General features: G+C 72.0%; 23 protein-coding genes. 13 read left to right on the top strand and 10 right to left on the bottom strand.

The features are described 5' to 3' along the window. Positions 1–52 precede the first annotated feature (52 nt). The 5 genes from AB0H28_RS26345 (at position 53) to AB0H28_RS26325 (ending at position 4,917) form a co-directional block, all read left to right on the top strand. A complete protein-coding gene (locus AB0H28_RS26345) occupies positions 53–442 on the top strand; it encodes a Clp protease N-terminal domain-containing protein (RefSeq protein ID WP_358045521.1) in 390 nt (129 codons plus the stop codon). Between the two features lie 92 nt (positions 443–534). Beyond that, entirely contained in the window at positions 535–1,542 is a 1,008-nt protein-coding gene (locus tag AB0H28_RS26340; RefSeq protein WP_358045518.1) for a diacylglycerol kinase family protein, read from the top strand. After that, positions 1,535–2,536, top strand: coding sequence for a YihY/virulence factor BrkB family protein (locus tag AB0H28_RS26335; protein WP_358045465.1), 1,002 nt, complete (start codon positions 1,535–1,537; stop codon positions 2,534–2,536). The genes AB0H28_RS26340 and AB0H28_RS26335 overlap by 8 nt, the downstream gene beginning before the upstream one ends. A gap of 76 nt (positions 2,537–2,612) precedes the next feature. Beyond that, on the top strand, positions 2,613–4,106 hold the full coding sequence (locus tag AB0H28_RS26330) for a phosphatase PAP2 family protein (protein ID WP_358045462.1): 1,494 nt from the start codon (positions 2,613–2,615) through the stop codon (positions 4,104–4,106). A 7-nt stretch (positions 4,107–4,113) separates the two neighbouring features. After that, on the top strand, positions 4,114–4,917 hold the full coding sequence (locus tag AB0H28_RS26325; RefSeq protein ID WP_358045459.1) for an endonuclease/exonuclease/phosphatase family protein: 804 nt from the start codon (positions 4,114–4,116) through the stop codon (positions 4,915–4,917). Between the two features lie 76 nt (positions 4,918–4,993). Here AB0H28_RS26325 and AB0H28_RS26320 read toward each other — a convergent pair whose 3' ends face one another. Further along, positions 4,994–5,629: a GAP family protein gene (locus AB0H28_RS26320; RefSeq protein WP_358045456.1), complete on the bottom strand. Its 636-nt coding sequence runs from the start codon at positions 5,627–5,629 to the stop codon at positions 4,994–4,996. Between the two features lie 173 nt (positions 5,630–5,802). After that, the gene (locus tag AB0H28_RS26315) at positions 5,803–6,765 is read right to left on the bottom strand and encodes a TIGR03557 family F420-dependent LLM class oxidoreductase (RefSeq protein WP_358045453.1); all 963 of its coding nucleotides are present in this window, start codon (positions 6,763–6,765) and stop codon (positions 5,803–5,805) included. Positions 6,766–7,091: 326 nt separating this feature from the next. Here AB0H28_RS26315 and AB0H28_RS26310 point away from each other — a divergent pair, with 326 nt between their 5' ends. Together AB0H28_RS26310 and AB0H28_RS26305 are read left to right on the top strand one after the other, a co-directional pair. Next, positions 7,092–8,480 (top strand): cellulase family glycosylhydrolase, encoded by a 1,389-nt coding sequence (locus AB0H28_RS26310; protein WP_358045450.1) that lies wholly within the window; start codon positions 7,092–7,094, stop codon positions 8,478–8,480. 128 nt (positions 8,481–8,608) lie between these two features. Continuing rightward, positions 8,609–9,178 (top strand): hypothetical protein, encoded by a 570-nt coding sequence (locus tag AB0H28_RS26305; RefSeq protein WP_358045447.1) that lies wholly within the window; start codon positions 8,609–8,611, stop codon positions 9,176–9,178. A 50-nt stretch (positions 9,179–9,228) separates the two neighbouring features. Here the strand turns inward: AB0H28_RS26305 and AB0H28_RS26300 are convergent, their stop codons facing one another. From AB0H28_RS26300 to AB0H28_RS26275, 6 genes are all read right to left on the bottom strand, one after another. Next, complete coding sequence (locus tag AB0H28_RS26300) at positions 9,229–10,476, bottom strand: DUF6596 domain-containing protein (RefSeq protein WP_358045515.1); 1,248 nt, start codon at positions 10,474–10,476, stop codon at positions 9,229–9,231. A 2-nt stretch (positions 10,477–10,478) separates the two neighbouring features. Continuing rightward, positions 10,479–10,871 (bottom strand): YciI family protein, encoded by a 393-nt coding sequence (locus tag AB0H28_RS26295; RefSeq protein WP_358045512.1) that lies wholly within the window; start codon positions 10,869–10,871, stop codon positions 10,479–10,481. Between the two features lie 103 nt (positions 10,872–10,974). Further along, a complete protein-coding gene (locus AB0H28_RS26290; protein WP_358045444.1) occupies positions 10,975–13,329 on the bottom strand; it encodes an alpha-galactosidase in 2,355 nt (784 codons plus the stop codon). A 65-nt stretch (positions 13,330–13,394) separates the two neighbouring features. Beyond that, positions 13,395–14,279, bottom strand: coding sequence for a carbohydrate ABC transporter permease (locus AB0H28_RS26285; protein WP_358045442.1), 885 nt, complete (start codon positions 14,277–14,279; stop codon positions 13,395–13,397). Then, positions 14,276–15,235, bottom strand: coding sequence for a sugar ABC transporter permease (locus tag AB0H28_RS26280; RefSeq protein ID WP_358045439.1), 960 nt, complete (start codon positions 15,233–15,235; stop codon positions 14,276–14,278). Before AB0H28_RS26280 ends, AB0H28_RS26285 begins: the two co-directional genes overlap by 4 nt. A 22-nt stretch (positions 15,236–15,257) precedes the next feature. Further along, a complete protein-coding gene (locus AB0H28_RS26275; protein WP_358045436.1) occupies positions 15,258–16,595 on the bottom strand; it encodes an ABC transporter substrate-binding protein in 1,338 nt (445 codons plus the stop codon). A gap of 228 nt (positions 16,596–16,823) precedes the next feature. Here AB0H28_RS26275 and AB0H28_RS26270 point away from each other — a divergent pair, with 228 nt between their 5' ends. Both AB0H28_RS26270 and AB0H28_RS26265 read left to right on the top strand, forming a co-directional pair. Next, entirely contained in the window at positions 16,824–18,833 is a 2,010-nt protein-coding gene (locus tag AB0H28_RS26270) for a beta-galactosidase (protein WP_358045433.1), read from the top strand. Between the two features lie 36 nt (positions 18,834–18,869). Then, positions 18,870–19,646, top strand: coding sequence for a DeoR/GlpR family DNA-binding transcription regulator (locus AB0H28_RS26265; RefSeq protein WP_358045430.1), 777 nt, complete (start codon positions 18,870–18,872; stop codon positions 19,644–19,646). Positions 19,647–19,655: 9 nt separating this feature from the next. On the opposite strand, the gene AB0H28_RS26260 is transcribed toward AB0H28_RS26265, so the two are convergent. Beyond that, positions 19,656–19,979: a hypothetical protein gene (locus tag AB0H28_RS26260; RefSeq protein ID WP_358045527.1), complete on the bottom strand. Its 324-nt coding sequence runs from the start codon at positions 19,977–19,979 to the stop codon at positions 19,656–19,658. Next, a complete protein-coding gene (locus AB0H28_RS26255) occupies positions 19,976–20,218 on the bottom strand; it encodes a DivIVA domain-containing protein (protein ID WP_358045427.1) in 243 nt (80 codons plus the stop codon). The genes AB0H28_RS26260 and AB0H28_RS26255 overlap by 4 nt, the downstream gene beginning before the upstream one ends. Before the next feature lie 428 nt (positions 20,219–20,646). Between AB0H28_RS26255 and AB0H28_RS26250 the strand changes: the two genes are divergently transcribed. The 4 genes from AB0H28_RS26250 to AB0H28_RS26235 all read left to right on the top strand — a co-directional run bounded on the left by AB0H28_RS26250 (position 20,647) and on the right by AB0H28_RS26235 (position 24,120). Further along, a complete protein-coding gene (locus AB0H28_RS26250) occupies positions 20,647–21,504 on the top strand; it encodes a helix-turn-helix transcriptional regulator (RefSeq protein WP_358045424.1) in 858 nt (285 codons plus the stop codon). Further along, positions 21,501–21,722 (top strand): DUF397 domain-containing protein, encoded by a 222-nt coding sequence (locus tag AB0H28_RS26245; RefSeq protein ID WP_358045421.1) that lies wholly within the window; start codon positions 21,501–21,503, stop codon positions 21,720–21,722. The genes AB0H28_RS26250 and AB0H28_RS26245 overlap by 4 nt, the downstream gene beginning before the upstream one ends. 527 nt (positions 21,723–22,249) lie before the next feature. Then, positions 22,250–23,272, top strand: coding sequence for a hypothetical protein (locus AB0H28_RS26240; protein WP_358045418.1), 1,023 nt, complete (start codon positions 22,250–22,252; stop codon positions 23,270–23,272). An 11-nt stretch (positions 23,273–23,283) separates the two neighbouring features. Continuing rightward, on the top strand, positions 23,284–24,120 hold the full coding sequence (locus tag AB0H28_RS26235; protein WP_358045415.1) for an acyltransferase domain-containing protein: 837 nt from the start codon (positions 23,284–23,286) through the stop codon (positions 24,118–24,120). Position 24,121 lies beyond the last annotated feature (1 nt).

Genomic DNA, 24,121 nt, shown 5'->3' with positions numbered 1-24,121 from the left:
GTCCGGCTGCTCGCGGCCGACGGCATCGACGCCGACGCCCTGCGCGCGGGCGGTGGCCCGCCACACCGCGCAGGGCGTGGACGGGCTCGGTGCGGCGGACGCCGCCGCGCTGCGCGAGATCGGCATCGACCTGGCCGCGATCGTGGCGCGGATCGAGGAGTCCTTCGGCCCCGACGCGCTCCGCGAGGCCGCGCCCCGCCCGCGCCGGTGGTGGCGACGCCGGCACGACGGCGGCCGGTTCTCGCCCCGGGCCCGGAAGGTGCTGGAGCTGTCGCTGCGCGAGGCGCTGCGGCTGCGCCACCGTCACATCGGCACCGAACACATCCTGCTCGGCCTGCTCCGGGAGGGCGACGGGCTGGGCGCGCAGGTGCTGACCGAGGCCGGCGCGGACCTCGACGACCTGCGCCGGCGGGTGGAGGCGGCGCTGCGCGAGGCGGCCTGACGCCGCTCGGCGATGCCAAACCTGTTTGCGGTCCACGCAACGACCCCGCCCGCCGGCTCGCCGCAGCAGCCGGCGTCCGGCACACTGACGCCGTGAACGGTGCAGACGACAAGCGGCCGGTGACCGCGGAGAACCGGACCCCGCGCTCCGCCGTGGTGGTCAACCCGGTGAAGGTGGCCGACCTGGACGAGTTCCGGCGGACCGTGGACGGCGCGCTCGACGCGGCCGGCTGGCCGGCGCCGACCTGGCACGAGACCACGGTCGAGGACCCGGGTCGCGGCCAGGCGGAGGAGGCGGTCAAGGCCGGGGCCGAGGTGGTCTTCGCCTGCGGCGGCGACGGCACCGTGATGGCCTGCGTCACCGCGCTCGCCGGCACCGACGTGGCGCTCGCGGTGCTGCCCCAGGGCACCGGCAACCTGCTCGCCGCCAACCTCGGCCTCTCCAACGACCTCGCCGCCGGGCTGGAGGTCGCCGTCGAGCGCGGGATGCGCCGGCTCGACGTCGGCGTGGTCGACGACCAGTGCTTCGCGGTGATGGCCGGGATGGGCTTCGACGCCCAGATGCTCGACGCCACCTCCGAGACCACCAAGAAGCGGATCGGCTGGCCCGCCTACCTGATGGGCGCGGCCCGCCACCTGCGGGACCGGCCGATGCGCGTCTCGGTGCGCATCGACGGCCGGCCGCCACTGCGCCGCCGCGCCCGTTCGGTCCTGGTGGCGAACGTCGGCCGCCTCCAGGGCGGGGTGCGCCTGCTCACCGACGCCGAGCCCGACGACGGCTGGCTCGACGTGGCGGTGCTGACTCCGCGCACGCTCGGCCACTGGCTCGCCATGGGCTGGGCGGTGGTCCGCCGCCGCGGCAGCGTGCCGCGGTTGGAGGTGTTCCGGGCCCGCACCGTCGAGATCGCCAGCAACCGGGCCCAGCCCCGCCAGCTCGACGGCGACCTGATCGAGCCGGGCCGCTCGCTCACCGCCACCATCCGGCCCGAGTCGCTCTGGCTCTGCGTGCCGCGGCCGGAGGACCACCCCGACCTCGCCGAGGACGCGCGGGCCGCGGCCGAGCGGGGCGAACGCCTCGTCGAGGACGCCCGCCGTGAGTAGCACCCGGCTCGTCCCCGAGACCCGGCTGATGACCTCCGAGGAGCTCTCGGCCGACGACGCCTGGCGCACCCTGCGCCGGCACGGCGGCTGGTGCCTGCTGCGGGACGCCTTCATCCGGTTCCGCTACGGCGACGGCTTCAGTCACTCCCGGGCCCTGGCGTTGCAGCTCTGCCTGGCCGTGGTGCCGTTCCTGATCGCGCTCACCGGCCTGATCACCGACCTCGGCGCGGACGAGGGCGGCAAGGTCGTCGCCGACACGGTGCTGGCGATCACGCCGGGCCAGAGCGAGAACATGGTGCAGGAGCTGCTGACCGACTCCGAGCGCACCGAGGACGCCGGGGAGCTGGCGTTGACGCTCGGCCTGATCACCGGGCTGGTCGCGCTGACCACCACGATGGCCCAGATCGAGCGGGGCGCCAACCGCATCTACGGCGTCGAGCGGGACCGGCCGGCGTTCGCCAAGTACGTGCGCGCCGCCGTTCTCGCGCTTGTCGCCGGCGTGCCCGCGCTGACCGGCTTCCTGATCCTGGTCGGTGGCGGCGCGGTCGGCGACTCGGTGCGCGCCCACTACGAGTGGGGCGAGGTCGCCACCGTCATCTGGGACGTGGTCCGCTGGCCGCTGAGCCTCGGCCTGACCGTGCTCGCCGTGGCGGCGCTGTTCCGCCACGCGCCCCGGCGCAGGCAGCCCGGCCTGTCCTGGCTCTTCTTCGGCGCCGGCATCGCCATCGCGATCTGGTGGGCGGCCAGCCTGCTGCTCGCCGCGTACGTGAAGTACAGCGGTGGGTTCGGCCAGACCTACGGCGCGCTGACCGGCATGATGGCGCTGCTGATCTGGGCCAACCTCACCGGGATGGCCCTCTTCGGCGGGCTGGCCTTCGCCGCCCAACTGGAGGCGATGCGGATCGGGGTGGAGGAGCCGGCCCAGCCGGACATGTGGGAGCCGGAGGCGCAGCGCGAGGAGCTGCTCGACACCGGCGAGATGACCGCGCTCTGACGCCGCGCCGACGCGGCGTGTGAGAGCCACCGCGATCGGGTACAGCGCGCCTCGCAGGAGAAAAGGGAGGTGCGGTGTGACCGCGGTCAAGGAGGAATCCGGGCGCCGGCCGCTCGGCCACTTCGCGGAGCGGAGCCTGGTCGGGCTGCTCGCGGTGGCCGGCGCGGGGGTCGCGTTCGGCGTGCTGCTGATGCTCGTCCGGTTCCGCTGGAGCCCGCTGCAACACGCCGACCACGAGGCGGCCGAATGGTTCAACAACCTCGTGGCGCCGCACCACCCGCTGGTCGCCGTGCTCCAGGCGATCACCGACCTGGGTGGCCGACCGGTGCTGATCTGGCTGATCACCATCGCGGTGGTGGGCCTGCTGATCCGTCGCCAGTCCCGGCTGGCGGTCTACCTGATCGCCACCGGCGTCGGCGGGCTGATCCTCGACCCGTCACTGAAGGCGCTGGTGGGGCGGCTGCGTCCGGTGGTGGACGTGCCGGTCGCCAGCGCGCCCGGCAACAGCTTCCCCAGCGGGCACGCGCTCGGCTCGTTCGTCGCGTACGGTGCGCTGCTGCTGGTGTTCCTGCCCGCGATGGCACCCCGCTGGCGCAAGCCGGCCATCGCCATCGCCGCCGTGCTGGTCCTCCTGGTCGGGCTGACCCGGATCGCGCTGGGCGTGCACTTCGTCTCCGACGTGCTCGGTGGGTGGCTGCTCGGCGCGGCCTGGCTGGGCGTCACCGCGTACGCCTTCCGGCTGTGGCGGCGCGAGCGCGGCCGGCCGGTCCCGCCGCTGACCGAGGGCCTGGAGCCCGAGGCGGGCGCGGAGATCGCCCCCGCCCCGGCCGAGGAGAAGGTGCTGGAGCACCCGCGCTCGTCGGTGGCCGAGCTGCTGGTCGGCTGGGTGATCGTGTTCGGCGCGCTGTACGCGTTCGGCATGTACGTCAGCTACCACGCCAAGGGCACGTTCTTCGACGCGCTCGACACCGAGGTGCCGCGCTGGTTCGCCGCCCGGCACACCGACGCGCTCACCGACCTGAGCTGGTGGTGGAGCAAGTTCGGCGACACCCACGCCATCCTGCTCGTCTCGCTGGTGTTCTGCCCGATCGTGCTGGCCGTGTGGCGGCGCTGGCGGCCGGTGCTGTTCGTGGTGCTGGCCATGTTCGGCGAGCTGAGTCTCTTCCTGGCCAGCGCCCGGGTGGTGGAGCGGCCCCGCCCGCCGGTGGAGAACCTGGACGGGCAGATGCCCACCTCGTCCTTCCCGTCCGGGCACATCGCGGCGACCATCTGCCTCTGGGTCGCCATCGCGATCATCGTGTTTCCGCGCACCGACCGGTGGTGGCGGTGGCTGTTCGTGGCGATGGCGGTGATCATGCCGGTCGGCGTGGCCACCTCCCGGATGTACCGGGGCATGCACCACCCGACCGACTTCATGGGCGCGATCCTGCTCGGCGCGCTCTGGCTGTCGCTGCTCTGGTGGGTGATCCGGCCGAACGCCGACGTCGAGCAGGGCAACCGGCCGGCGATCGAGTCGGAGCAGGTCGACGAGCTGGACGACGAGCTGGCCAGGGCCGGCCGGTCGGACTGACTCGGCGATGCTGCGGGTGATGACCTGGAACATCCGTACCGGCGGTCGGGACCGCGACGGCAACGACCGCCGGGACCGGATCGCCTCGGTCGTCGCCGCGCACCGCCCGGACATGCTGGCGCTGCAGGAACTGCGCGGGCTGGACCGCACGCTGGGCGGGCTGGCGGAGCGGATGGGCATGGTGCCCTACCTGGCCCGGTCCTGCTTCGGCCAGCCGGTCGCGGTGCTGGTCCGCCCGCCGCTGCGGGTGCTGCGCGCCGGCCCGGTGCGCCGACCGTTCCACCACGGCGCCGCCCGGGTCCGCGTCGCCACGACGGCGGGACCGCTCACCGTGTTCAGCACCCACCTGAACCCGTACTCGGGTGGGCGGCGGCGGATCGAGGCGGGCTGGCTGGCGGCGGCGGTCCGGCGCGCCGGAGGAGAGCTGGCGTTGCTCGCCGGGGACCTGAACACCCTGGAACCGGCCGTCGACCACACCGACCGGCTGGCCGGGCTCGCCGCCGCGTACCGCCGCCGGCACCTGCGCCGCGACGGCCGTACCGTGGACACCCGGGCGGTGGCCCGGCTGCTCGACGGCGGTCTGGTCGACCTCTGGTCGCGGGCCGGCGGCGACGACCGTGGCGGGCTGACGGTGCCGACCGGGCACGGCGGCGCGGAGTTCGCCGGCATGCGGCTGGACTACCTGCTCGCCACCCCCGCGCTGGCCGCCCATCTCCGCGCCGTCCGGGTGCTCCGTGACGCCGACACCGACACCGCCTCCGACCACTACCCCCTCCTGGCCGACCTGGACCTCACACCCGCCGCCCCGTGACCCCTGATTCACGGAAAGAGCGCTCATCCAGCCGCCCATGGGCACTCTTTCCGTGAAACAGCGGCGTCCCGTCAGGTCAGGCGAGGTCGGAGAGCACGATCGCCACGAAGATTGCGATGACCAGCTCGCTGATGATCCAGGAGTGCGCGTTGGACCAGTCGCGGATTCTCGGCAGCAGCCGTTCGGCGCGTGCGCCGAGCAGCACCAGCGCGAGCAGCGGCAGCGCCAGCAGCAGCACGGTCAGCACCGCGAACGGCAGCAGGTGCCACCACGGCCGGTCGTGCCCGGCCAGGCTGCCGGCGACCGACGCCATGGTGACCTCGTCGCTGGGCATGGCGAGGAAGAGCACCACGCCGAGCCCGAACGCGAACGCCGGCTTCGGGTCCTGCAGTCTGCGCATCCAGCCCGGCGGCTGGTTCCGCCCGCGCCTGAGGAACGTGATCACCATGAGCACGAGCAGCAGCGCCAGCACGATCCAGTCGATCAGGTGCCGGCTACCGCTGTCCCTGGTCCCGTTGCCGGCGCTGTGCCGGACCACCCGGAACACGCCGTACCAGACGGCCAGCGGAACCAGCACGCCCAGCGCGGCCCCCGCCAGATAGAGCACCGAACCGCGCCGCGGGTCACGGCTGGCCGCCAGGAAGATCGCGCTGACCAGCTGTGGCCCGGCGACCATCACGAACGCCAGCGGCAGCACGGTCAGCAGGTTCATGGCCTCATTCTGTTGCCGCCCGGCGACGGCGCGGGCCGTTCTAGAGGATCAGGTTGAGCAGCACGGTCAGCACCACCGACGCGACGATCGAGAAAAGGATCATCAGAAGGCAGCCGGGGCCACCGCCGGCGGGCCGGATCTCGGTGTTGCCGATACGCATGACACCCTCCCGGTCACAGCTCGCGCAGTCGGGGCAGCAGTTCCTCCTGGGCCCAGTCGAGGAACATCGGCTGGCTGTCGCCGCCCACCTGCACCAGCGCCACGTGGGTGAAGCCGGCGTCGACGAACTTCTTGAACGCCTCGACGTGCCGGTCGGTGTCCGGGCCGCAGGAGATGCCCTCGGCCACGTCCTCCTCGCGGACGAACTGGGTGGCCGCCGCGAACGCGTCCGGGTTCGGCAGGTCGGCGTTGACCTTCCAACCCATCCCGAACCAGCGGAACTGGTCGTGCACGATCTTGCGGCACTCGTCCTCGTCCGGGCCGTAGCAGATGGCCACCTGACCGTAGCGGGGGCGACCCGCGCCGCCGGCCTCGGAGTACATGTCGACCAGGTGCGACAGCGGGTCGGTGGCGATCATGGCGTCGGCGTACTCGGCGGCGAGGGTGGCCGACTGCCGGCCGGACGCGGCCACCGCCATCGGCACCGGGCGCTCCGGCCGGTCCCAGACGAAGGCGTCGGGCACGTCGAAGTGGTTGCCGGAGAACGTGAGCGTCTCGCCGTTGAGCAGCGGCCGGATGATCTGCAGCGCCTCCTCGAACATCTCGTGCCGCTGCTGCACGTGCGGCCATCCGCCGACCACGTGCTCGTTCAGGTTCTCTCCGGCGCCGAGGCCGAGCGTGAACCGCCCGTCCGAGAGCACCCCGATGGTGCTGGCCTTCTGCGCCACCACCGCCGGGTGGTAGCGCCGGATCGGGCAGGTCACGAACGAGAGCAGCTCGGGCCGGCTGGTGGCGTGGGCGACCGCGCCGAGCACCGACCAGGCGTACGGGGAGTGGCCCTGCGCCTCCAGCCACGGGTAGTAGTGGTCGGACATGACCAGGTGGTCGAAGCCGGCGGCCTCGGCGCGTACGGCGTGGTCGACCAGTTCCTTCGGGCCGGCCTGCTCGCACATCAGGGTGTAGCCGACGTTCACCATGGCGTCTCTCCTCCCGGGTGGATCGTCCCGGGATACCCCGCGGGCAACGGGTCAACCCTGGTGTCCGCTTCCCTGGTCGGATCTCTTGACGGTCTGCCGGATCCTGCCTACAGTCCGGGCTTAACCGGTTCATACCGGCGCGGCGCACCATCCTGTGGTGGGGATGACCGCCCCTGCGGCGGCCCGGGACGTGCGGGCCGCCGCAGGACTTAACCGGTTGCCTTACCCGCCTCATCGGCCTACGCTGATGCCGGCGTCCGGGACCGTCGTCACCATCACCGCACCCCCGCTCGGGCACGGGGTTGAACCTTCCCCTGAGGACAGCCATGAAGAAGATGCTCTCCGTCGCAGGCGCCGCCCTGCTGACGGCACTCACCGCCGTCTTCGCCTTCGGGCAGCCGGCGCAGGCCGCCACCGGCTTCTCCGTCTCGAACGGTCGACTCTACGACGCCAACGGCACCGAGTTCGTCATGCGCGGGGTCAACCACGCGCACACCTGGTATCCGCAGCAGACCAGCTCCTTCGCCAACATCAAGGCGCTCGGCGCCAACACCGTACGGGTGGTGCTGGCCAGCGGCGACCGCTGGACGAAGAACAGCGCCGCCGACGTGGCCAACGTGATCTCGCTGTGCAAGGCCAACCGCCTCATCTGCGTACTGGAGGTGCACGACACCACCGGCTACGGCGAGGACGGCGCCGCCACCACGCTCGCCAAGGCCACCGACTACTGGCTGAGCATCGCCGACGTGCTCAAGGGCCAGGAGAAGTACGTCATCGTCAACATCGGCAACGAGCCGTTCGGCAACCAGGGTTACAGCGCCTGGACCACCGACACCTCGAACGCGATCAAGCGGCTGCGGGCCGGCGGCCTCACCCACACGATCATGGTGGACGCCCCGAACTGGGGCCAGGACTGGTCGTTCACCATGCGCGACAACGCGCCCACCGTGTTCGCCGCCGACCCGCAGCGCAACACCGTCTTCTCCATCCACATGTACGGCGTCTTCGACACCGCCGCGGAGATCACCGACTACCTGGGCCGCTTCCGCACCGCCGGGCTGCCCATCGTGGTCGGGGAGTTCGGCTTCAACCACTCCGACGGCAACCCCGACGAGGACACCATCATGTCCTACGCCCAGGCCAACCGGATCGGCTACCTGGGCTGGTCGTGGAGCGGCAACGGCGGCGGCGTCGAATACCTCGACATGACCACCGGGTTCAACCCGGCGCAGCTCACCAGTTGGGGCCAGCGCATCTTCAACGGGGCCAACGGCATCGCCGCGACCTCCCGCGAGGCGTCGGTCTACGCCGGCAGCTCGCCGAGCCCGACCACCAGCCCCACCCCGACGACGAGCCCGAGCCCGACCACCAGCCCGAGCCCGACCACCCCGCCGACCACTCCGCCCCCGCCGGCCGGCGGCTGCACCGCCACCTACACCGTCGTCAACTCGTGGCAGGGCGGTTTCCAGGGTGACGTCAAGGTGACCGCCGGTTCCGCCGCGATCAACGGCTGGACGGCGAAGTGGACGTTCGCCAACGGCCAGACCGTCAGCCAGTCCTGGAACGCCACGCTCAGCAACAGCGGTTCGGCCTACACCGCCCGCAACGTGGACTACAACGGCCGCCTCGGCGCCGGCGCCAGCACCACGTTCGGCTTCATCGCGAGCTGGAACGGCACCAACTCGACGCCTGCGGTGACCTGCACCGCGAGCTGACCGACCGCGCATCGGGTGGCCGGGTCCGCACGGACCCGGCCACCGCGCGGGCGGGCCGGTCGGGCTGCCGTACGATCTGGCGCGCGTCGCGCCGACCGGCCGGCGCGCGATCGTCGGGAGGGGACGCGATGAGCACGCCGGGGACCAGGGGCCGACCGTCAGGGCTGGTGATCGGCTCGCTCGTGGCCCTCTCGTTCGGGACCGTCTTCATCATGGTCAACAGCGGCGGGCTGCCCGCGCCGTGGCCGCTCGTGATCCGGTCGGCCGGCCTGGTGGTGGCCGCACTGCTCCTGGTCGGCTTGTTCCGGGTGGCACGGCAGGCCCCGCCGGCCGCGCAGGGACAGGAGGCGGCGGGCTTCATGGACCGCCGCTACTGGATCGTGGTGGCGCTGGAGGCGGTAGCGCTCTTCGGCGGCCTCGCCGTCATCAACAACGTGCTCGACCGGCCCGCCGTGTCGGTGGCCTGGGTCGCGGTGGTGGTCGGCGTGCACTTCTTCGGCCTGGCGGCGGTGTGGCGGATGCCGCGCTACCACTGGCTCGGCGCGGTGATGACCGCGCTCGGCCTCGCCGGCTTTCTCACCTACGCACTGGGCGGTGACGCGGCGGCGGTCGGTCTGGTCTCCGGCGTGGGCTGCGGCGCCGCTCTGTTCGCCACCGTCGCCCTGGCCCTCCGCCACACCACCTCGCGCACTGGTTGACCAAGGAGTCCGCGTCGCGAACCGGGTGGATACCGACGCAAACTCCTTGATCAACGCAACCGGCGCAGGCGGGCGGCGCGGGTCAACAGGTATTCCTGTTCGGGGCGGCTGGTCGTGCGCGCGGCGGCGGCCCGGTAGTGGGTCACCGCGGCGTCCCGGTCGCCGGCCATCTCGTGCAGGTGGGCGCGGGCCGCGTCGAGCCGGTGCGAGCCGGCCAGTCGACTGTCGGCGGCCGGCCCGGCGAGCGCGTCCAGCCCGGCGGCCGGGCCGTGCACCATGGCGGTCGCCACCGCCCGGTTCAACGCCACCACCGGGCTGCCGGTGAGGCGCTCCAGCACCCCGTACAACGCGAGGATCTGCGGCCAGTCGGTGGCCGCCGCGTCCGGCGCCTCGTCGTGCAACGCGGCCACCGCCGCCTGGAGCTGGTACGGCCCGACCGGTCCCCGGCGCATGGCGTCGGTGACCAGCGTCGTGCCCTCGGCGATCGCGGCGGCGTCCCAGCGGGACCGGTCCTGCTCGGCCAGCGGGATCAGCTCGCCGGACGGGCCGGTGCGGGCGGCGGCGCGGGCGTCGGTGAGCAGCATCAGGGCGAGCAGCCCCGCCACCTCGCTGTCGTCGGGCAGCAGCCGGTGCATCTCCCGGGCCAGCCGGATCGCCTCCTCGCAGAGATCGACCCGGCGCAGGTCGTCGCCGAGACTCGCGGTGTGCCCCTCGGTGAAGATCAGATAGAGCACGTGCAGCACGGCGGCGAGCCGGGCCTGCCGGTCGGGCGGCTCGGGCAGCCGGAACGGCAGCCCGGAGTCCTTGATCCGCTGCTTGGCGCGGCTGATCCGCTGCGCCATGGTGGCCTCCGGCACCAGGAACGCGCGGGCGATCTCGGCGGTGCGCAGGCCGCCGACCGCGCGCAGCGTCAACGCGATCGCCGACGGCGTGGTCAGCGTCGGGTGGCAGCAGAGGAAGAGCAGCACCAGCGCGTCGTCCCGGTCGGCGGCCGGCGGCTCGTCGGCGGCCGGCGCGGTCCGCCGGTCGTCGCCGGTGCGCCGGGCCGCGCGTTCCTCCCGGTCCCGCCGGGCCGCCTCGGCCCGCACCAGCTCGACCATCCGCCGGTACGCGACCCGCGTGAGCCAGCCGCGCGGGTGCTCCGGCAGCCCCTCGACCGGCCACTGCCGGGTCGCCGCCAGCAGCGCCTCCTGGACCGCGTCCTCAGCGGTGGCGAAGTCACCGAAGCGGCGGGCGAGCACGCCGAGGACCCGCGGCGCCAGCTCGCGCAGCAGGTCCTCGACGGGGTGGTCGGCCAGGGTCACATCTCCTGCGGCGGGCCGGACATCACCGGGTGCACCTCGATCGGCATGTTCAGCGGCCGACCGCCTGGGCCGGGCGCGGTGGAGATCGACGCGGCGATCTCCACCGCCCGCCGCGGGCTGTCGCAGTCGACGATCCAGAAGCCGGCCAGGAACTCCTTGGTCTCCGCGTACGGCCCCTCGGTGACCACCGGCGCACCGTTCTCGCCGGCCCGCACGATCCGGGCCTGCTGGGGCCCGCCCAGCCCTTCGCCCTGCACGAACTCGCCGTCGGCCATCAGCTTCGCGTTGACCTCGCCCATGAAGTCGATGTGCGCCCGGAACTCCTCCGGCGTCCAGGTGTCGATGGACGGAAAGTCGGCCCCGGCGGCGCTGAACTGCATCAACAGCATGTACTTCACGATCGGCTCCTCACGCCCGAGCACCGATTGTCGGTGCTTGCACCCTCGGGTAGAAGCCGCCACCCCGGCTCTCGACATCGGCCGGCGAGGATTCTCAGGAAAGTTCGCCGACCTCCAGCAGCAGCGCCTGCTCCGGGTGCAGGGCCGGCAGTTGCAGTCCTACCGTGCCGAGCACCGACCCGGGCAGCGTCACCTGATCGCCGGCGGCCAGCCAGGCCGGCGGGGTCAGCTCCAGCAGCGCCGGCTCCGGCACCCCGGCCGGCGGGCGCACCCGGTAGCGCCGCGCCGGGTCCAGCCCCGGCAGCCGCACCGCGCCCGGCACCTGCGCGACGGAGGTGGCCACCCGGCTGACCGCGTACACCGCCCGGGAGCGGTCGTGGGCGACCACGCCGTGGGCCTGCACGGCCGGGTCCGGGTGGTCGACCCGGACCACCCGCCCGGAGTGCAGCAGCGGGCGGAGCCGCTTGTGCAGCGCCACCCAGGCGGCGAGTTCGGCCCGCGCGGACACGTCGATCGCGCTGATGTCCCACTCGATGCCGTGGTGGCCGAAGAGCGCGGTGACCGCCCGGAAGCCCAGGTCGTGCACCCGGTGCGTGGTGTGCGAGCGGTCCGGGCCGACGTGGGTGCCGATCAGCTCCGGTGGCAGCAGCAGCCCGGTCCAGCGTTGGACGGCCAGCCGTTCCAGCGCGTCGTTGCAGTCGCTGGCCCAGACCCGGTCGGTGCGGCGCAGGATCTCCAGGTCGACCCGCGCGCCGCCGGAGGAGCAGCTCTCGATCTCCAGGCCGGGGTGCCGGGCGCGCAGCTCGTCGAGCAGCCGGTAGACCGCCACCGTCTGGGCGTGCACCCCGGGCCGGCCGGCGTGCCCGGCCTCGGTGAGGTCCCGGTTGTGGTCCCACTTCAGGTACGTGATCCCGTCGTGCTCGCCGAGCACCGCGTCGAGCCGGCCGAGCAGGTAGGCGTACGCGTCCGGGTGGGCCAGGTCGAGCACCTGCTGGTGCCGCCACGGAATCGGCAGGCGGCCGGGCGCCTGGAGCACCCAGTCCGGGTGGGCCCGGAACAGGTCGGAGTCGGGGTTGACCATCTCCGGCTCGACCCACAGCCCGAACCGCATGCCGTGGGCGCGTACGTGGTCGATCAGCGGTTGCAGCCCGCCCGGCCAGACCTGCTCGTCGACCCACCAGTCGCCGAGCCCGGCGAGGTCGTGCCGCCGGCCACGGAACCAGCCGTCGTCGAGCACGAAGCGTTCCACACCCACCTCGGCGGCTCGGTCGGCGAGCGTCCGCAGCCGGTCCAGGTCGTGGTCGAAGTAGACCGCCTCCCAGACGTTCAGCGTCACCGGCCGGGGGGTGCGCGGATGCTCCGGCCGGGCCCGCAGGCTGGTGTGCAGCACGTCGCTGAGCCCGTCCAGCCCGTCGGCGGACCGGACCGCGTACAGCAGCGGGGTGGCGTACTCCTCGCCGGGGGCGAGCACCACCTCGCCGGGCGCGAGCAGTTCCCCGCCGCCGAGCGTGGCCTCCCCGGTGGGGCGGCGCTCGGCGACCGTGACGTGGTCGCCGCTCCACGCGGTGTGCACCGCCCACACCTCGCCGTGCCCGAAGCCGAAGCCGGGGGTGCCGGCGACCAGCAGCAGCGTGGCGTCGTGCCCGGTGCGGCCGTGCCGCCCCTCGCGCACCCAGGCGCCCATCGGCCACGGGTGCCGCTGCGGCGCGCGTTCCCGGCACCAGCGCCCGGTCAGATCGAGCAGCTCGGTGGCGACCGCCGGCACCGGCAGCACCGGCGTCAGCTCCCGCAGCTCGTAGCGGCCGTCGCCGTCGTTGCGCAGCCGGTGCCGCAGCGTCAGCAGCCCGGCCGGGTCCAGTGTGATCTCGACGGTCAGGCTCAACCCCGCGTCCGGGTCCGTCGCCCGCACGGTCACCCGCGCCGCCCCGCCGCCGTCGTGGTCCCGCTCCTCATCGGATACGCGCACCGACTCCCCGCCGTCGGCCACGCGACCCGGCTCACGGGCCGCAGCCCCGTCGTGCGCGCGGGGTCGGGCCGGTCCGTCGTGCTCGCGGGGTCCGGCCGGTCCGTCGTGCTCGCGGGGCTCGGTCAGGGCCGCGACGTGCTGCGGCTCGGCGCCGGGCCCGACGGCCGGCGGCTGGTCGGTCACGTCGAGGTCGATCAGACGGAAGGCGGTGGACCAGTCCCGGCCGGCGCGGTGGCCGGCAAGCCCGGGCCGGCCGCTCCAGCCCGCGCTCGCCTCGGGCAGCAGCGACAGCACTGTCGGCTCGTCGAAGCTGCTCGGCACCACCGGCGGGACCGTGGCGTCGACAAGTGCGGGCAGGTCCTCGGTGGACAGCGGTCCGAGGTCGGCGCCCCAGTGCACGATCCGGGGCAGCCCCGGGCCGCGCGCGTCGAGCACCAGGCTGGTCCGCGCGCGGCGCAGGTGGACGATGGCCGGAGGCGTCATGACCACTCGATTCTGTGGAATGCTCACCCGTTCTCGTCACGAAGAGTGACGCGAGCCCGCAGCCGTCAGCCCTTGGAGGCGCCCAGCGTCAGGCCCCGGACGAACTGCTTCTGAAGCAGGAAGAAGATCACCAGGGTGGGGATCGCGACCAGCACCGAACCGGCCGAGACCAGGTTGTTGTCGGTGAAGAACTGGCCGCGCAGGTTGTTCAGCGAACTGGTCACCGGGAACTTGTCGCCGCTGCGCATGAGCACCGTGGCCCAGAAGAACTCGTTGTAGATCCAGGTCACCTCCAAGGTGGCCAACGCGGCCAGGGCGGGCCGGCACAGCGGCATGGTGACCTGCCAGTACTGCCGCCACACGCTCGCCCCGTCGACCATCGCCGCCTCGTACAGCTCGTGCGGCAGCGCCTTCATGTAGTTGCTCAGCACGAAGACGCAGAAGCCGCACTGGAACGCGACGTTGACCAGGATCAGCCCCCAGTAGCTGTCGTAGAGCAGCTCCGAGTCGCTCATCCAGGCCGGCAGCGGGATCTCGGTGAACATCCGGAACAGCGGGATCAGCAGGGACTGCTGCGGCAGCAGGTTCGCCGCGGTGAAGAGGCCGAGCAGCGCGATGTTGATCTTCCAGCTGAACCGGGCGATCACGAACGCCACGCACGAGGCGAGGAAGAGCGTGAGCAGCACCGCCGGGACGGTGATGTAGACCGAGTTGAGGAAGTGCTTGCCGAACTCGGCGGTCTGCCACGCGGTGACGTAGTTGTCGACGGTCCACCCGCCGAGCGAGACGTAGCCGTTGACGGCGGTGTACTCGTAGGAGCGGAACGACGTGAGCACCGCCCAGAGGATCGGGAACAACCAGCCGACCGCGACCGTACCCAGGAAGAGGTGCAGGACCACCCGGGCCGGCCGCAGCGGCCGGCGGCGCCCGGTGGAGACGGCGGCGGTCATCGCTTGTCCTCCCGCATCACGGTCCAGAGGTAGATGGTGATGAAGGCCAGCGAGACCATCAGCATGATCGTCGCCAGCGCCGAGCCGAAGCCGATCCGGCTCGCCTCGCCGACCACGTTCTGGGTGACCAGGGCGGAGATCAGCTCCAGCCCGTTGCGGCCCTTGTTGATGACCCAGACGAGGTCGAACGCGCGCAGCGACTCGATCACGGTCACCACCAGCACGATGATGTTGATCGGGCGCATCACCGGGAAGACGACCCGGAAGAAGGTGCTGGTCTCCGACGAGCCGTCCACCGCGGCGGCCTCCCGCAGCGACGGGTCGACGCCCTTGAGGCCGGCCAGGTAGAGCAGCATGATGTAGCCGACGTGCCGCCAGCCGGCGGCCACCAGCACCGCCCAGATGTTGACGTTCGGGTCGCCGTACCAGTCGGTGTCGCCGCCGAACACACCGTTGAGCAGACCCTGGTCGCGGCTGTAGATGAGCTGCCAGACGAAGCCGATGAGCGCCAGCGACAGCACCACCGGCAGGTAGAGCGCGGTCTGGTAGAACCGGCTGCCGCGCAGCTCCTTGTCCAGCAGCACGGCGAGGAACATCCCGAACGGGGTGGCCACCACGAACAGCGCGGCCAGCCAGAGCAGGTTGTGCTGCACCGCGGGGACGAACGGCGGATAGATGTTCACCACGTCGTCGTAGTTCTTCAGCCCGACCCAGTCGATCTCGTTGATCGGGCCGATGCCGTCCCAGCTCGTGCCGGAGAGCAGCACGGTGGCCGCCGCCGGCAGCCAGACCAGGGCGAGGACGAGCAGCAGGGGCACCAGCACCATCAGCGTGATGACCACGCGGTCGGTGCGGGACAGGAGCCGTAGCCGGCGGCCGCGGCCACCACCGGTGGTGGTGGTCGCGGCCGGTGGCGGCACGGCGCGATCCGCTTGGATCAGGGGCAGGTCGGACATGGTGTCCTTCCCCCTTCCGCCGTCAGCTTGTGAAGATCGACTTCTTCTGGTTCTCGACGCTGGTGAGCATCCCGCTGATGTCCTTCGGGTTCTTGATGAACTGCTGGAGCGCCGGGATCATCACGGTGGAGGCGAAGTCCGGCCGGGTGTCCCGGTCGAGGAACTGCGCGATCTCGGTGGCCGAGCCGACCAGTTCGGCGGCCTTCTTCTGCAGCGCGGTGTAGCTGGCGGTGTCCGCGTTGCTGTTGGCGACCAGCGTGCTCGGGTCGTTCTTGACCGTGATGTCCGCGGCCTCCTTCGAGCCCAGGTAGGTCAGCAGCTTGGTGGCCGCGTCCTTGGACTTCGGCTTGCGGGCCATCATGTAGCCGTCGATCGGCGCGTCCAGCGCCTTCGCCCCGATCGTGGAGTCGACCTCGGGGAACGTGAAGAAGTCCAGGTCTTCCAGGTCCGCGCCGCTGAACTGCTGGCCGACGAAGAGGCCGAGCAGATACATGCCGCTCTTCTTCTGCTGCAACGACTGGGCGGCCTCCTGCCAGGTGCGGCCCAGCGCGTCCGGCTGGTGCAGGGGGAGCAGGCCGGCCCAGGTGTCGAAGACCTTCTTGACCTTGTCGGAGGTCCACGCCTCCTTGCCGGCCATCAGGTCGACGTGGAACTGGTAGCCGTTGATCCGCAGGTTGAGGATGTCGAACGTGCCCATCGCCGGCCAGCCGTCCTTGTCGGCGAAGGCGATCGGGGTCAGCCCGTCCTTCTTCATCTGCGCGCCGAGCGTGGTGAGCTGGTCCAGCGTGGTCGGCACCTGGTAGCCGCGCTGCTGCCAGACCGACTTGCGGTAGAAGACCGCCCACGGGTAGTAGGACGCCGGCACGAAGTACTGCTTGCCGTCGTCGCCGGTGGACGCCTTCTTGAACGCGTCGGAGTAGCCGTCGAGCTTGCCCCAGACGTCGCTGAGGTCGCCAGCCAGGCCCTTCGCCGCGAAGAACCGCATCCGGTAGCCGGCGAACCAGGTGAACACGTCGTCCGGCTTGCCCTGAAGGTAGTTGTTGATGTTCTCCTGGAACGTGTTGTGGTCGACGGTGTTGATGTCGACGGTCACCCCGGACGAGGTCTTGAAGCCGTCCATCACCTTGGCGACGACGTCCTTGGGCTTCGGGTCCGACTGGTTCGAGCCCAGCGAGACGCTCTTCGCGTCGCCGCCGGAGTCGGAGTCGGAGTCGGAGTCGCCGCAGCCGGCGAGCGCGCCGGTGCCGAGCAGCGCGCCCGCGCCGGCCGCGCCGGCGAGCAGCGAGCGCCGGTTCAGCCCGGCGACGGACGGGGGTACGAGCCGGGCGAGGTACTCGGCCTGGGAACGGGGACGGGACATTGCGCCTCCTGCGTGGAGAGGTGTGCGACGAGATCCACCGAGAATCCACACGTCCGAACAGAAATAGCCGGTGGCGGTTGAAGCTACCCCTTGGTTCGGCGGTGTCAAGGGGGTGAAAGGACGGTGATAACGGGGGTGTGGCAGGGGAAAGGCCGGGTAAACGTTGTAATTTTTGTCGATGTTGGAAAGTGTTGACTTGGCTGCCGGACGGGGGCACCCTCTGCTCTCATGCGGAACTGGCACGGCGACGGAATCTTCTACGGCGCGGACTACAACCCGGAGCAGTGGCCCGAAGAGGTGTGGGCCGAGGACGTCGAGCTGATGCGCCGCGCCGGGGTCAACCTGGTCTCCGTCGGCATCTTCTCCTGGGCCCTGCTGGAACCCGCCCCCGGCCGGTACGAGTTCGGCTGGCTGGACCGGGCACTGGACCTGCTGCACGCCGGCGGGATCGGCGTCGACCTGGCCACCGCCACCGCCAGCCCGCCGCCGTGGCTGGCCCACCGGCACCCGGAGACGCTGCCCCGCCGCGCCGACGGCGCCCTGCTGTGGCCCGGCGGCCGGCAGGCATACTGCCCCAGCTCGCCGGTGTTCCGGGACCGCTCGCTCGCCCTGGTCGAGGCGGTCGCCAAGCGGTACGCCGCGCACCCGGCCGTCGTGCTCTGGCACGTCTCGAACGAGTTGGGCTGCCACAACGTGCACTGCTACTGCGACGTCAGCGCCGAGGCGTTCCGGCGTTGGCTGCGCGCTCGCTACCAAGACCTGGACGCGCTCAACGCCGCCTGGGGCACCGCCTTCTGGAGCCAGCGCTACCACGACTGGGCCGAGGTGAACCCGCCGCGCACCGCGCCGACCTTCGCCAACCCGACCCAGCAGCTCGACTTCCTGCGGTTTTCCTCCGACGAGCAGCGCGCCCAGCTCCGCGCCGAACGGGAGCTGCTGAACCGCCTCGTCGCCCAGCCGGTCACCACCAACTTCATGATCGGCACCGGCATCAAGCACCTGGACTACCACTCCTGGTCGTCCGACGTGGACGTGGTCGCCAACGACCACTACCTGAACGCCGCCCACCCGCACCCCGAGGTCGACCTCGCGTTCGCCGCCGACCACACCCGCGGCGTGGCCGGCGGCGCGCCCTGGCTGCTCATGGAGCACTCCACCAGCGCGGTCAACTGGCAGCCCCGCAACGTCGCCAAGACGCCCGGGCAGCTACGCCGCAACAGCCTCGCGCACGTGGCGCGAGGGGCCGACGGGGTGCTCTTCTTCCAGTGGCGGGCCTCCCGGGCCGGCGCGGAGAAGTTCCACTCCGCGCTGGTGCCGCACGCCGGGCCGGAGACGAAGGTGTTCCGGGAGGTCTGCCGGCTCGGCGCCGACCTGCGGGCGCTGGCCGAGGTACGCGGCAGCCGCGTCGACGCCGACGTCGCCGTGCTCTTCGACTACGAGGCGTGGTGGGGCGCGGAACTCGACTCCCACCCGAGCGTCGACGTCACCTACCCCGACCGGCCCACCGCCCTGCACGGCGCGCTGTGGCGGGCCGGCGTCACCGCCGACGTGGTGCACCCGTCGGCCGACCTGTCCCGCTACCGGCTGGTGTGCGTACCCACGCTCTATCTGACCCGCGACGCCGACGCGGCGGCGCTGCGCCGCTTCGTCGAAGCGGGCGGCACGGCGCTCGTCACCTACTTCAGCGGCATCGTCGACGAGCACGACCACATCCGGCTCGGCGGCTACCCCGGCGCGTTCCGCGACCTGCTCGGCGTCCGAACCGAGGAGTTCTTCCCGCTGCGCGACGGCGAGACGGTCCGCCTCGACGACGGCGCCCGCGCCGACGTGTGGACCGAGTGGCTGCACGCCGAGGGCGCCGAGGTGCTCGCCGCGTACGCCGACGGGCCGTTGCCCGGCGTGCCCGCGCTGACCCGGCACGCCGTCGGCGCGGGCGCCGCCTGGTACGTCGGCACCCGGCTCGACGACGCGGCGACCGACCGGCTGGTGGCCCGGCTGCTCGCCGAGGCCGACGTGCGCCCGGCGACGCCCGCCCCGGCCGGCGTGGAGGTGGTCCGCCGCCGCGCAGCGGACCGGAGCTGGCTGTTCGTGGTCAACCACACCGACGAATCGGCCCGCCTGCCGGTCACCGGCGCCGAACTGCTCACCGGCGAGCGGTGCGACGGCGAGCTGACGGTGCCGCCCGGCGAGGTGGCGGTGGTCCGCGAGGAAGCCGTGCCCGAACCCGCGACCACCTAACCGCTACCCTGCCGCTCGCGCGCCGAGGAGGTCCCCATGCTCGCCCAGCAACGGCAGAGCGCCATCCTGGAGCTGATCCGCCAGCGCGGCGGCGTCCGGGTCAGCCACCTGGTGAGCCGCTTCGGCGTGTCGGACATGACCATCCGGCGGGATCTGGAGGTGCTCGCCGAGCGCGGGCTGATCGACAAGGTGCACGGCGGCGCGACCCTGGTCGGTCCCGGCTCCACCGAGGAACCCGGCTTCGCCGCCAAGTCGGTGCGGCAGCGGGCCGAGAAACAGGCCATCGTCGAGCGGGCCGCCGGCCTCGTCGAGCCCGGCATGGCCGTGGCGCTCTCCGCCGGCACCACCACCGCCGCGCTGGCCGCCCGGCTGGCCGAGGTACGCGGATTGACCGTGGTCACCAACTCGATCCCGGTCGCCGACGCGCTCTACCAGAACCCCCGCCCCGACCAGACCGTGGTGCTGACCGGCGGCATCCGCACCCCGTCGGACGCGTTGACCGGTCCGGTCGCCGAGGCGGCGATCGCCGTGCTCAACGTCGACCTGCTCTTCCTCGGCGTGCACGGGATGAGCCGGCGCACCGGCTTCACCACCCCGAACCTGCTGGAGGCGGCGGTGAACCGCCGGCTGATCGGCGCGGCCCGCCGCCTGGTGGTGCTCGCCGACCACACCAAGTGGGAGACCATCGGCATCGCCACCATCGCCCCGCTGGGCGAGGCTGACGTGCTGGTCACCGATGCCGGCCTGCCGGTCGACGCCCGCCAGGAACTCGGCGAGCAGGTGGGCGAGCTGGTCGTCGTCGACACCGGCTGAGACGCGGACTCACTGCCCACCGGGCGCGCACCGCCCGTCGTGACCGGCCGCGCGCAGGCACCGGCGGCGATCGGGCATGACCAGGTCGCAGAAGACCCAGCGTCGTACGTGCTGGGCGTCCTCGGCGGAGACGGTGGCGCCGGCGACCTCCACCCCGGGGATCGACGCCAGTGAACGGGCCAGAATGTACGCGAAGCGCACCGCCTCGTCCGTCCCGGCGATCGTGATCGGCAGGTGAACGACGTGGCGGGGTGGCGTGTCGTCGGGTTCGGCGCACCCCTCGACCACGGCGCGGGGCAGCGGCGCGAACACCGCGTCGGGATCCGGGCTCATGGCTGACGCCGGTGCATGCCCTGCCACTCGCGCAGCGCCCGCTTGATCCGGGTGTTCTCGTCCGCCAGCCGGGTCATCTCGTCGTGCAACGTGGCGAGTTCCAGCGCGACGCGGCACAGGAACCGGCGTACCTCCTCGGGGTCGAGGCCCCGGCGGCCGAAGCCGACGACGGTGAACTGGCGGTCGCGTACGACGGTCGGGTGGAGTGTGCCGCCGCCGCGGATGGTGCCTCGGGTCATGAGTCGCCCTTCCTCGTCTGTGGAAGGGGCGGCCCTGATTTCCGGCGCAGGGCCGCCCCGCCCGGTGACCGCAGCCTCGATCGGCGGGTACGGCGCACCGGGCTGCCGGTGGATCGGTGATGTCGAGCAGGTCAGGGTCGCGCACGCCCCGGTCTGCGTGATAGATATTCAGGCAAGTCGGTCGGAGCCGGAATGCGCCTGTGGCGCGGCTCCACGTTGAGGCCCGACGAGAGCCGGTATGCGGTTGCCGCCCGCGAGGCCGCCTCTCGTCACCTTCTCGGCTGTTGGCACAGCCGCGGTTACTGCGCTTGCACCGGGCGTCCCCGGGGGCCGGTGATCACCTTAACCCGAAGACCAGATTTCCAGCGGACTCGAACTGGAGCAATGGTTCCTTCGCGGGCCGCTGCCAAATTTTCGGAAGGTGGGTCATGCCGCACAAGCCGTTCATCCGGACGCTGCGGGCGCAGTGGCTCGGGCAGCAGTTGCGGGCACTGCGCGAAGAGCGTGGAATGACGTTGAAGCTCGTCTCCGAGCATCTGCAACGCGACATGTCGGCGTTGGGCCGTTACGAACGTGCGGACTGGCCGATCCGTAAGGGTGACGTGAGCGCGCTGCTGGACCTCTACGGCTACCACAACGCCGCCGAGCGGGCCCGCCTGCTGGCGCTGGCCGAGGAGGTGTGGCGCACCGACCGCTGGGACGAGGACTACGGCGACGTCGTGGACTCGTCCTTCATCGAGTACCCGTGGCTGGAGGGCCGTGCTGAGCGGATCGCTTCATACAACACGATCCTGCTTCCCGGACTCGTGCAGACTCGTGACTATGCCGAGGCGGTCATTCGCAACGCGGAAGATCCGGGGGTGCCACAGTCCAGGGTTGCTCGGTGGGTGCAGTTGAGGCTCGAACGCCAGAAGATCCTGGACGGATCCACGAAGGTCGCGGCAGTCCTCGACGAGAGTGCGTTGCGCCGGCTCGTCGGCGGCCGGGAGACGATGTGTGTGCAGCTCCGGCATCTCCAACAACTGATGCTGCGGCGGAACGTGGAACTCAGGGTCTTGCCCTCCTCGGTGGCGCTGCACGCCGGCATGGACGGCGCTTTCACCCTGTTCGTCCTGCCCAAGCCGTACCCGGCGGTGGCCTATCTGGAGAATCTGGGCGGTCGGCTCTACGTGGAAGCACCGCGATCGGAGAGGTTCGTTCATGCGTACGATCGCCTCAGGCAGGCTGCGTTGAGCGCGAAGGAGTCAGCGCAGTTGATCGCCAGCCTCGTGAAGGAGTTGTCATGAGCGGGATCTTGCCGGCGGTCGCCTGGCACATCAGCACCAGGAGCAATGACAACGGTGGAAGCTGCGTCGAGGCGGGGCCGGTGTTGGACGGCTCCGGTCGGGTGGCGGTGCGGGACAGCAAGGCGCGTGCGGCAGCGACGCTCGTCTACCCGGCCACCGGTTGGACCGCCTTCGTCGGCGCGGTCAAGGCCGGCGAGTTCGCTCCTCCCACGGTCTGAGGAGATCTTGGTGTGAAACGGCCCCTCCGGGGGCCGTCGCGTACCAAGATCCCTACTTCGTGATCGCAGCTCATCATGTGTGCGTTGACGAACGGTGTCAGCGGCGTTAATTCCGCGTGGGGTGGTTGCGCGTACGCCAATGAGCGGGACAAATGGTACCTGCCTGGCAATTCTTTGGCGGGTCGTCGAGGGCAAGTGGATTGAGCTGCGCAAACGCGGGAATTGCGCGACGCGCTATTGACGCTACGCGATGGTTCGCATACTGTTCGCGGTGCCCGGCCCGCGACCTGCCAAGAAGCACCATCCAAATCGGACAGTGAGTGGATCCTCGTGCCGCAACACTGAGATTCCGGGCGCACTCGAATTGCGCGACAACACCCCGATCCGCAAGGAGATCCTTGGAAACGCTCGCCTCATCCCGGCGTGTCCTTGCCCTTTTCGACGGAATAGGCGGACATCAGGGAAACCTGCTCGCCGCACTCGCCGAACGATATGCACAACCGGAGAACGCGCCATTCTTCGACCGCATGTTCCGTACCCTCGACATGCTCGTGGAGCACCTCGGCCCCACGCCCGGGCCGGCGCCGCCCGCCGGGGGCCGACTCCGACGGTGGCTGGCCGCGCCCGGCGCGGCGCCGCCCGGGGCGGCCGACGACTCGGTCGCCGCCGGGGTCTGCGTCCACCTGCTGCAACTGTGCGACCTGCAACCACAGCGGACGGAACTGGATCGGGTCAGCGCCGTCCTCGGGCACAGCATCGGCCTCCAGGCGGCCATCGTCGCCGGCCTGCGCCCCAGACGCACCGACGACTTCCTCGCGCTGGCCGAGACGTCGCTGCGGCTGGTCGCGCTCAGCCTCGTCCGCGCCCACCAGGTGACCGCCCGGCCACCCGACCCGGCCGAGCCGCCGCACCCGGCCGACCGGTCCCACGCGGCTGATCCGGCGCGGGCCGACACGGGCGAGCCCGGGTCGCGGCCGGCGCCGATGGCAGCCGTCAGCGGCCTGTCCCGGAGCGACCTCGCGGCCCTGGTCGACGGCTACCGGCGGGAGAGCCGGCGGCCGGTCTCGGTGAGCCTGGTGAACACCCCGACGACGGGTGTGCTCAGCGGGCGCACCGGCGACCTGCTGCACTTCCGGGCCCACCACGAACCGGTGTTCCGCGACGGCACGGTCCGGTGGGCGTTCCTCGCCAACACCGTGCCGTTCCACAGCCCGCACCTGGCCCCGGCCGCCGAGCAGGTACGCCGCGAGCGGGGCTTCGTCGGCACGCTGCCCCCCGCCGCGGCGCTGCGGATCCCGGTGTACGCCGCCGACGCGCCCCGCACGCTGCCGCCCGACGCCGACCTGATCGACGAGTTCCTCGACCAGGTGCTGGTCCGCCCGGTCGACTGGGCGGTCGCCAGCGTGCACGCCGTCACCGACGCCGGCATCACCACGGTGCTCGACTGCGGGCCCGGCCCCGCGGCACGGCGCTTCACCCGCGAATGCCTCGGCGCCGGCGCCCGCGCGCTGCGCTTCACCTCGATCCGACGCCCCTCGGGCCGACCCTGAAAGGACACCCCGTGCACTGTCTACTCTTCCCGGGCCAGGGCGTGCAGCGCAGAGGGATGGGCGCCGACCTGTTCGGCCTGTTCCCGCAGGAGACGGCGACCGCCGACCAGATCCTCGGCTGGTCGATCGAGGAACTGTGCGTCCGCGACCCGCACCGGCGACTGCGCGACACCCGCTACGCCCAACCGGCCGTCTTCTTCGTCAACGCGCTGCTGGCGCGGCAGTTGACCGCCGAGCGGCGGTACGACTACTTCGCCGGGCACAGCCTCGGCGAGTACAACGCGCTCGTCGCGGCCGGGATGCTCGACCTCGGCACCGCCCTGCGGCTGGTCGACCGGCGGGCCGCGCTGATGGCCGAGGTGACCGGCGGCGGCATGTCGGCGGTGCAGGGCCTGCCGGTGTCCTTCGTCCGGCGCGCGTTGACCGAGACCGGCCTGCCCCGGGTGTTCGTGGCCAACCTCAACGCCGACACCCAGAACACCATCGCCGGCGACCGCGCCGAACTCGCGGTCGCGGCCAAGGCCATCGGCGCGCTGCCCGGCGCCCGGGTGGTGCCGCTCAACGTCAGCGGACCGTTCCACACGCCGCTGATGGAACCCGCCGCCGAGCGCTTGCGGGCCGAGTTGGCCGACTGTCACTTCGCCGCCCCGCACACCCCGGTGGTGTCCAGCGTCACCGGCGACGTCCTCGACCCGGCGCAGGCCGCCGACCTGCTGGCCCGGCAGCTCTGGGCGCCGGTGGAGTGGGTCCGGGCGGTCACCACGCTGCGGGCCGCCGGGGTCACCGGGTTCGACGAGGTCAACGGCAAGACGCTCAGCGCATTTCTCACCCGAATCGCGGAGAGGTGAA

It is taken from the genome of Micromonospora sp. NPDC050980 (assembly GCF_040653835.1).
Taxonomy (GTDB): domain Bacteria; phylum Actinomycetota; class Actinomycetes; order Mycobacteriales; family Micromonosporaceae; genus Micromonospora.
Note: the sequence above shows the minus strand (reverse complement) of the source record. Positions and strands in the feature narration are given on the sequence as shown.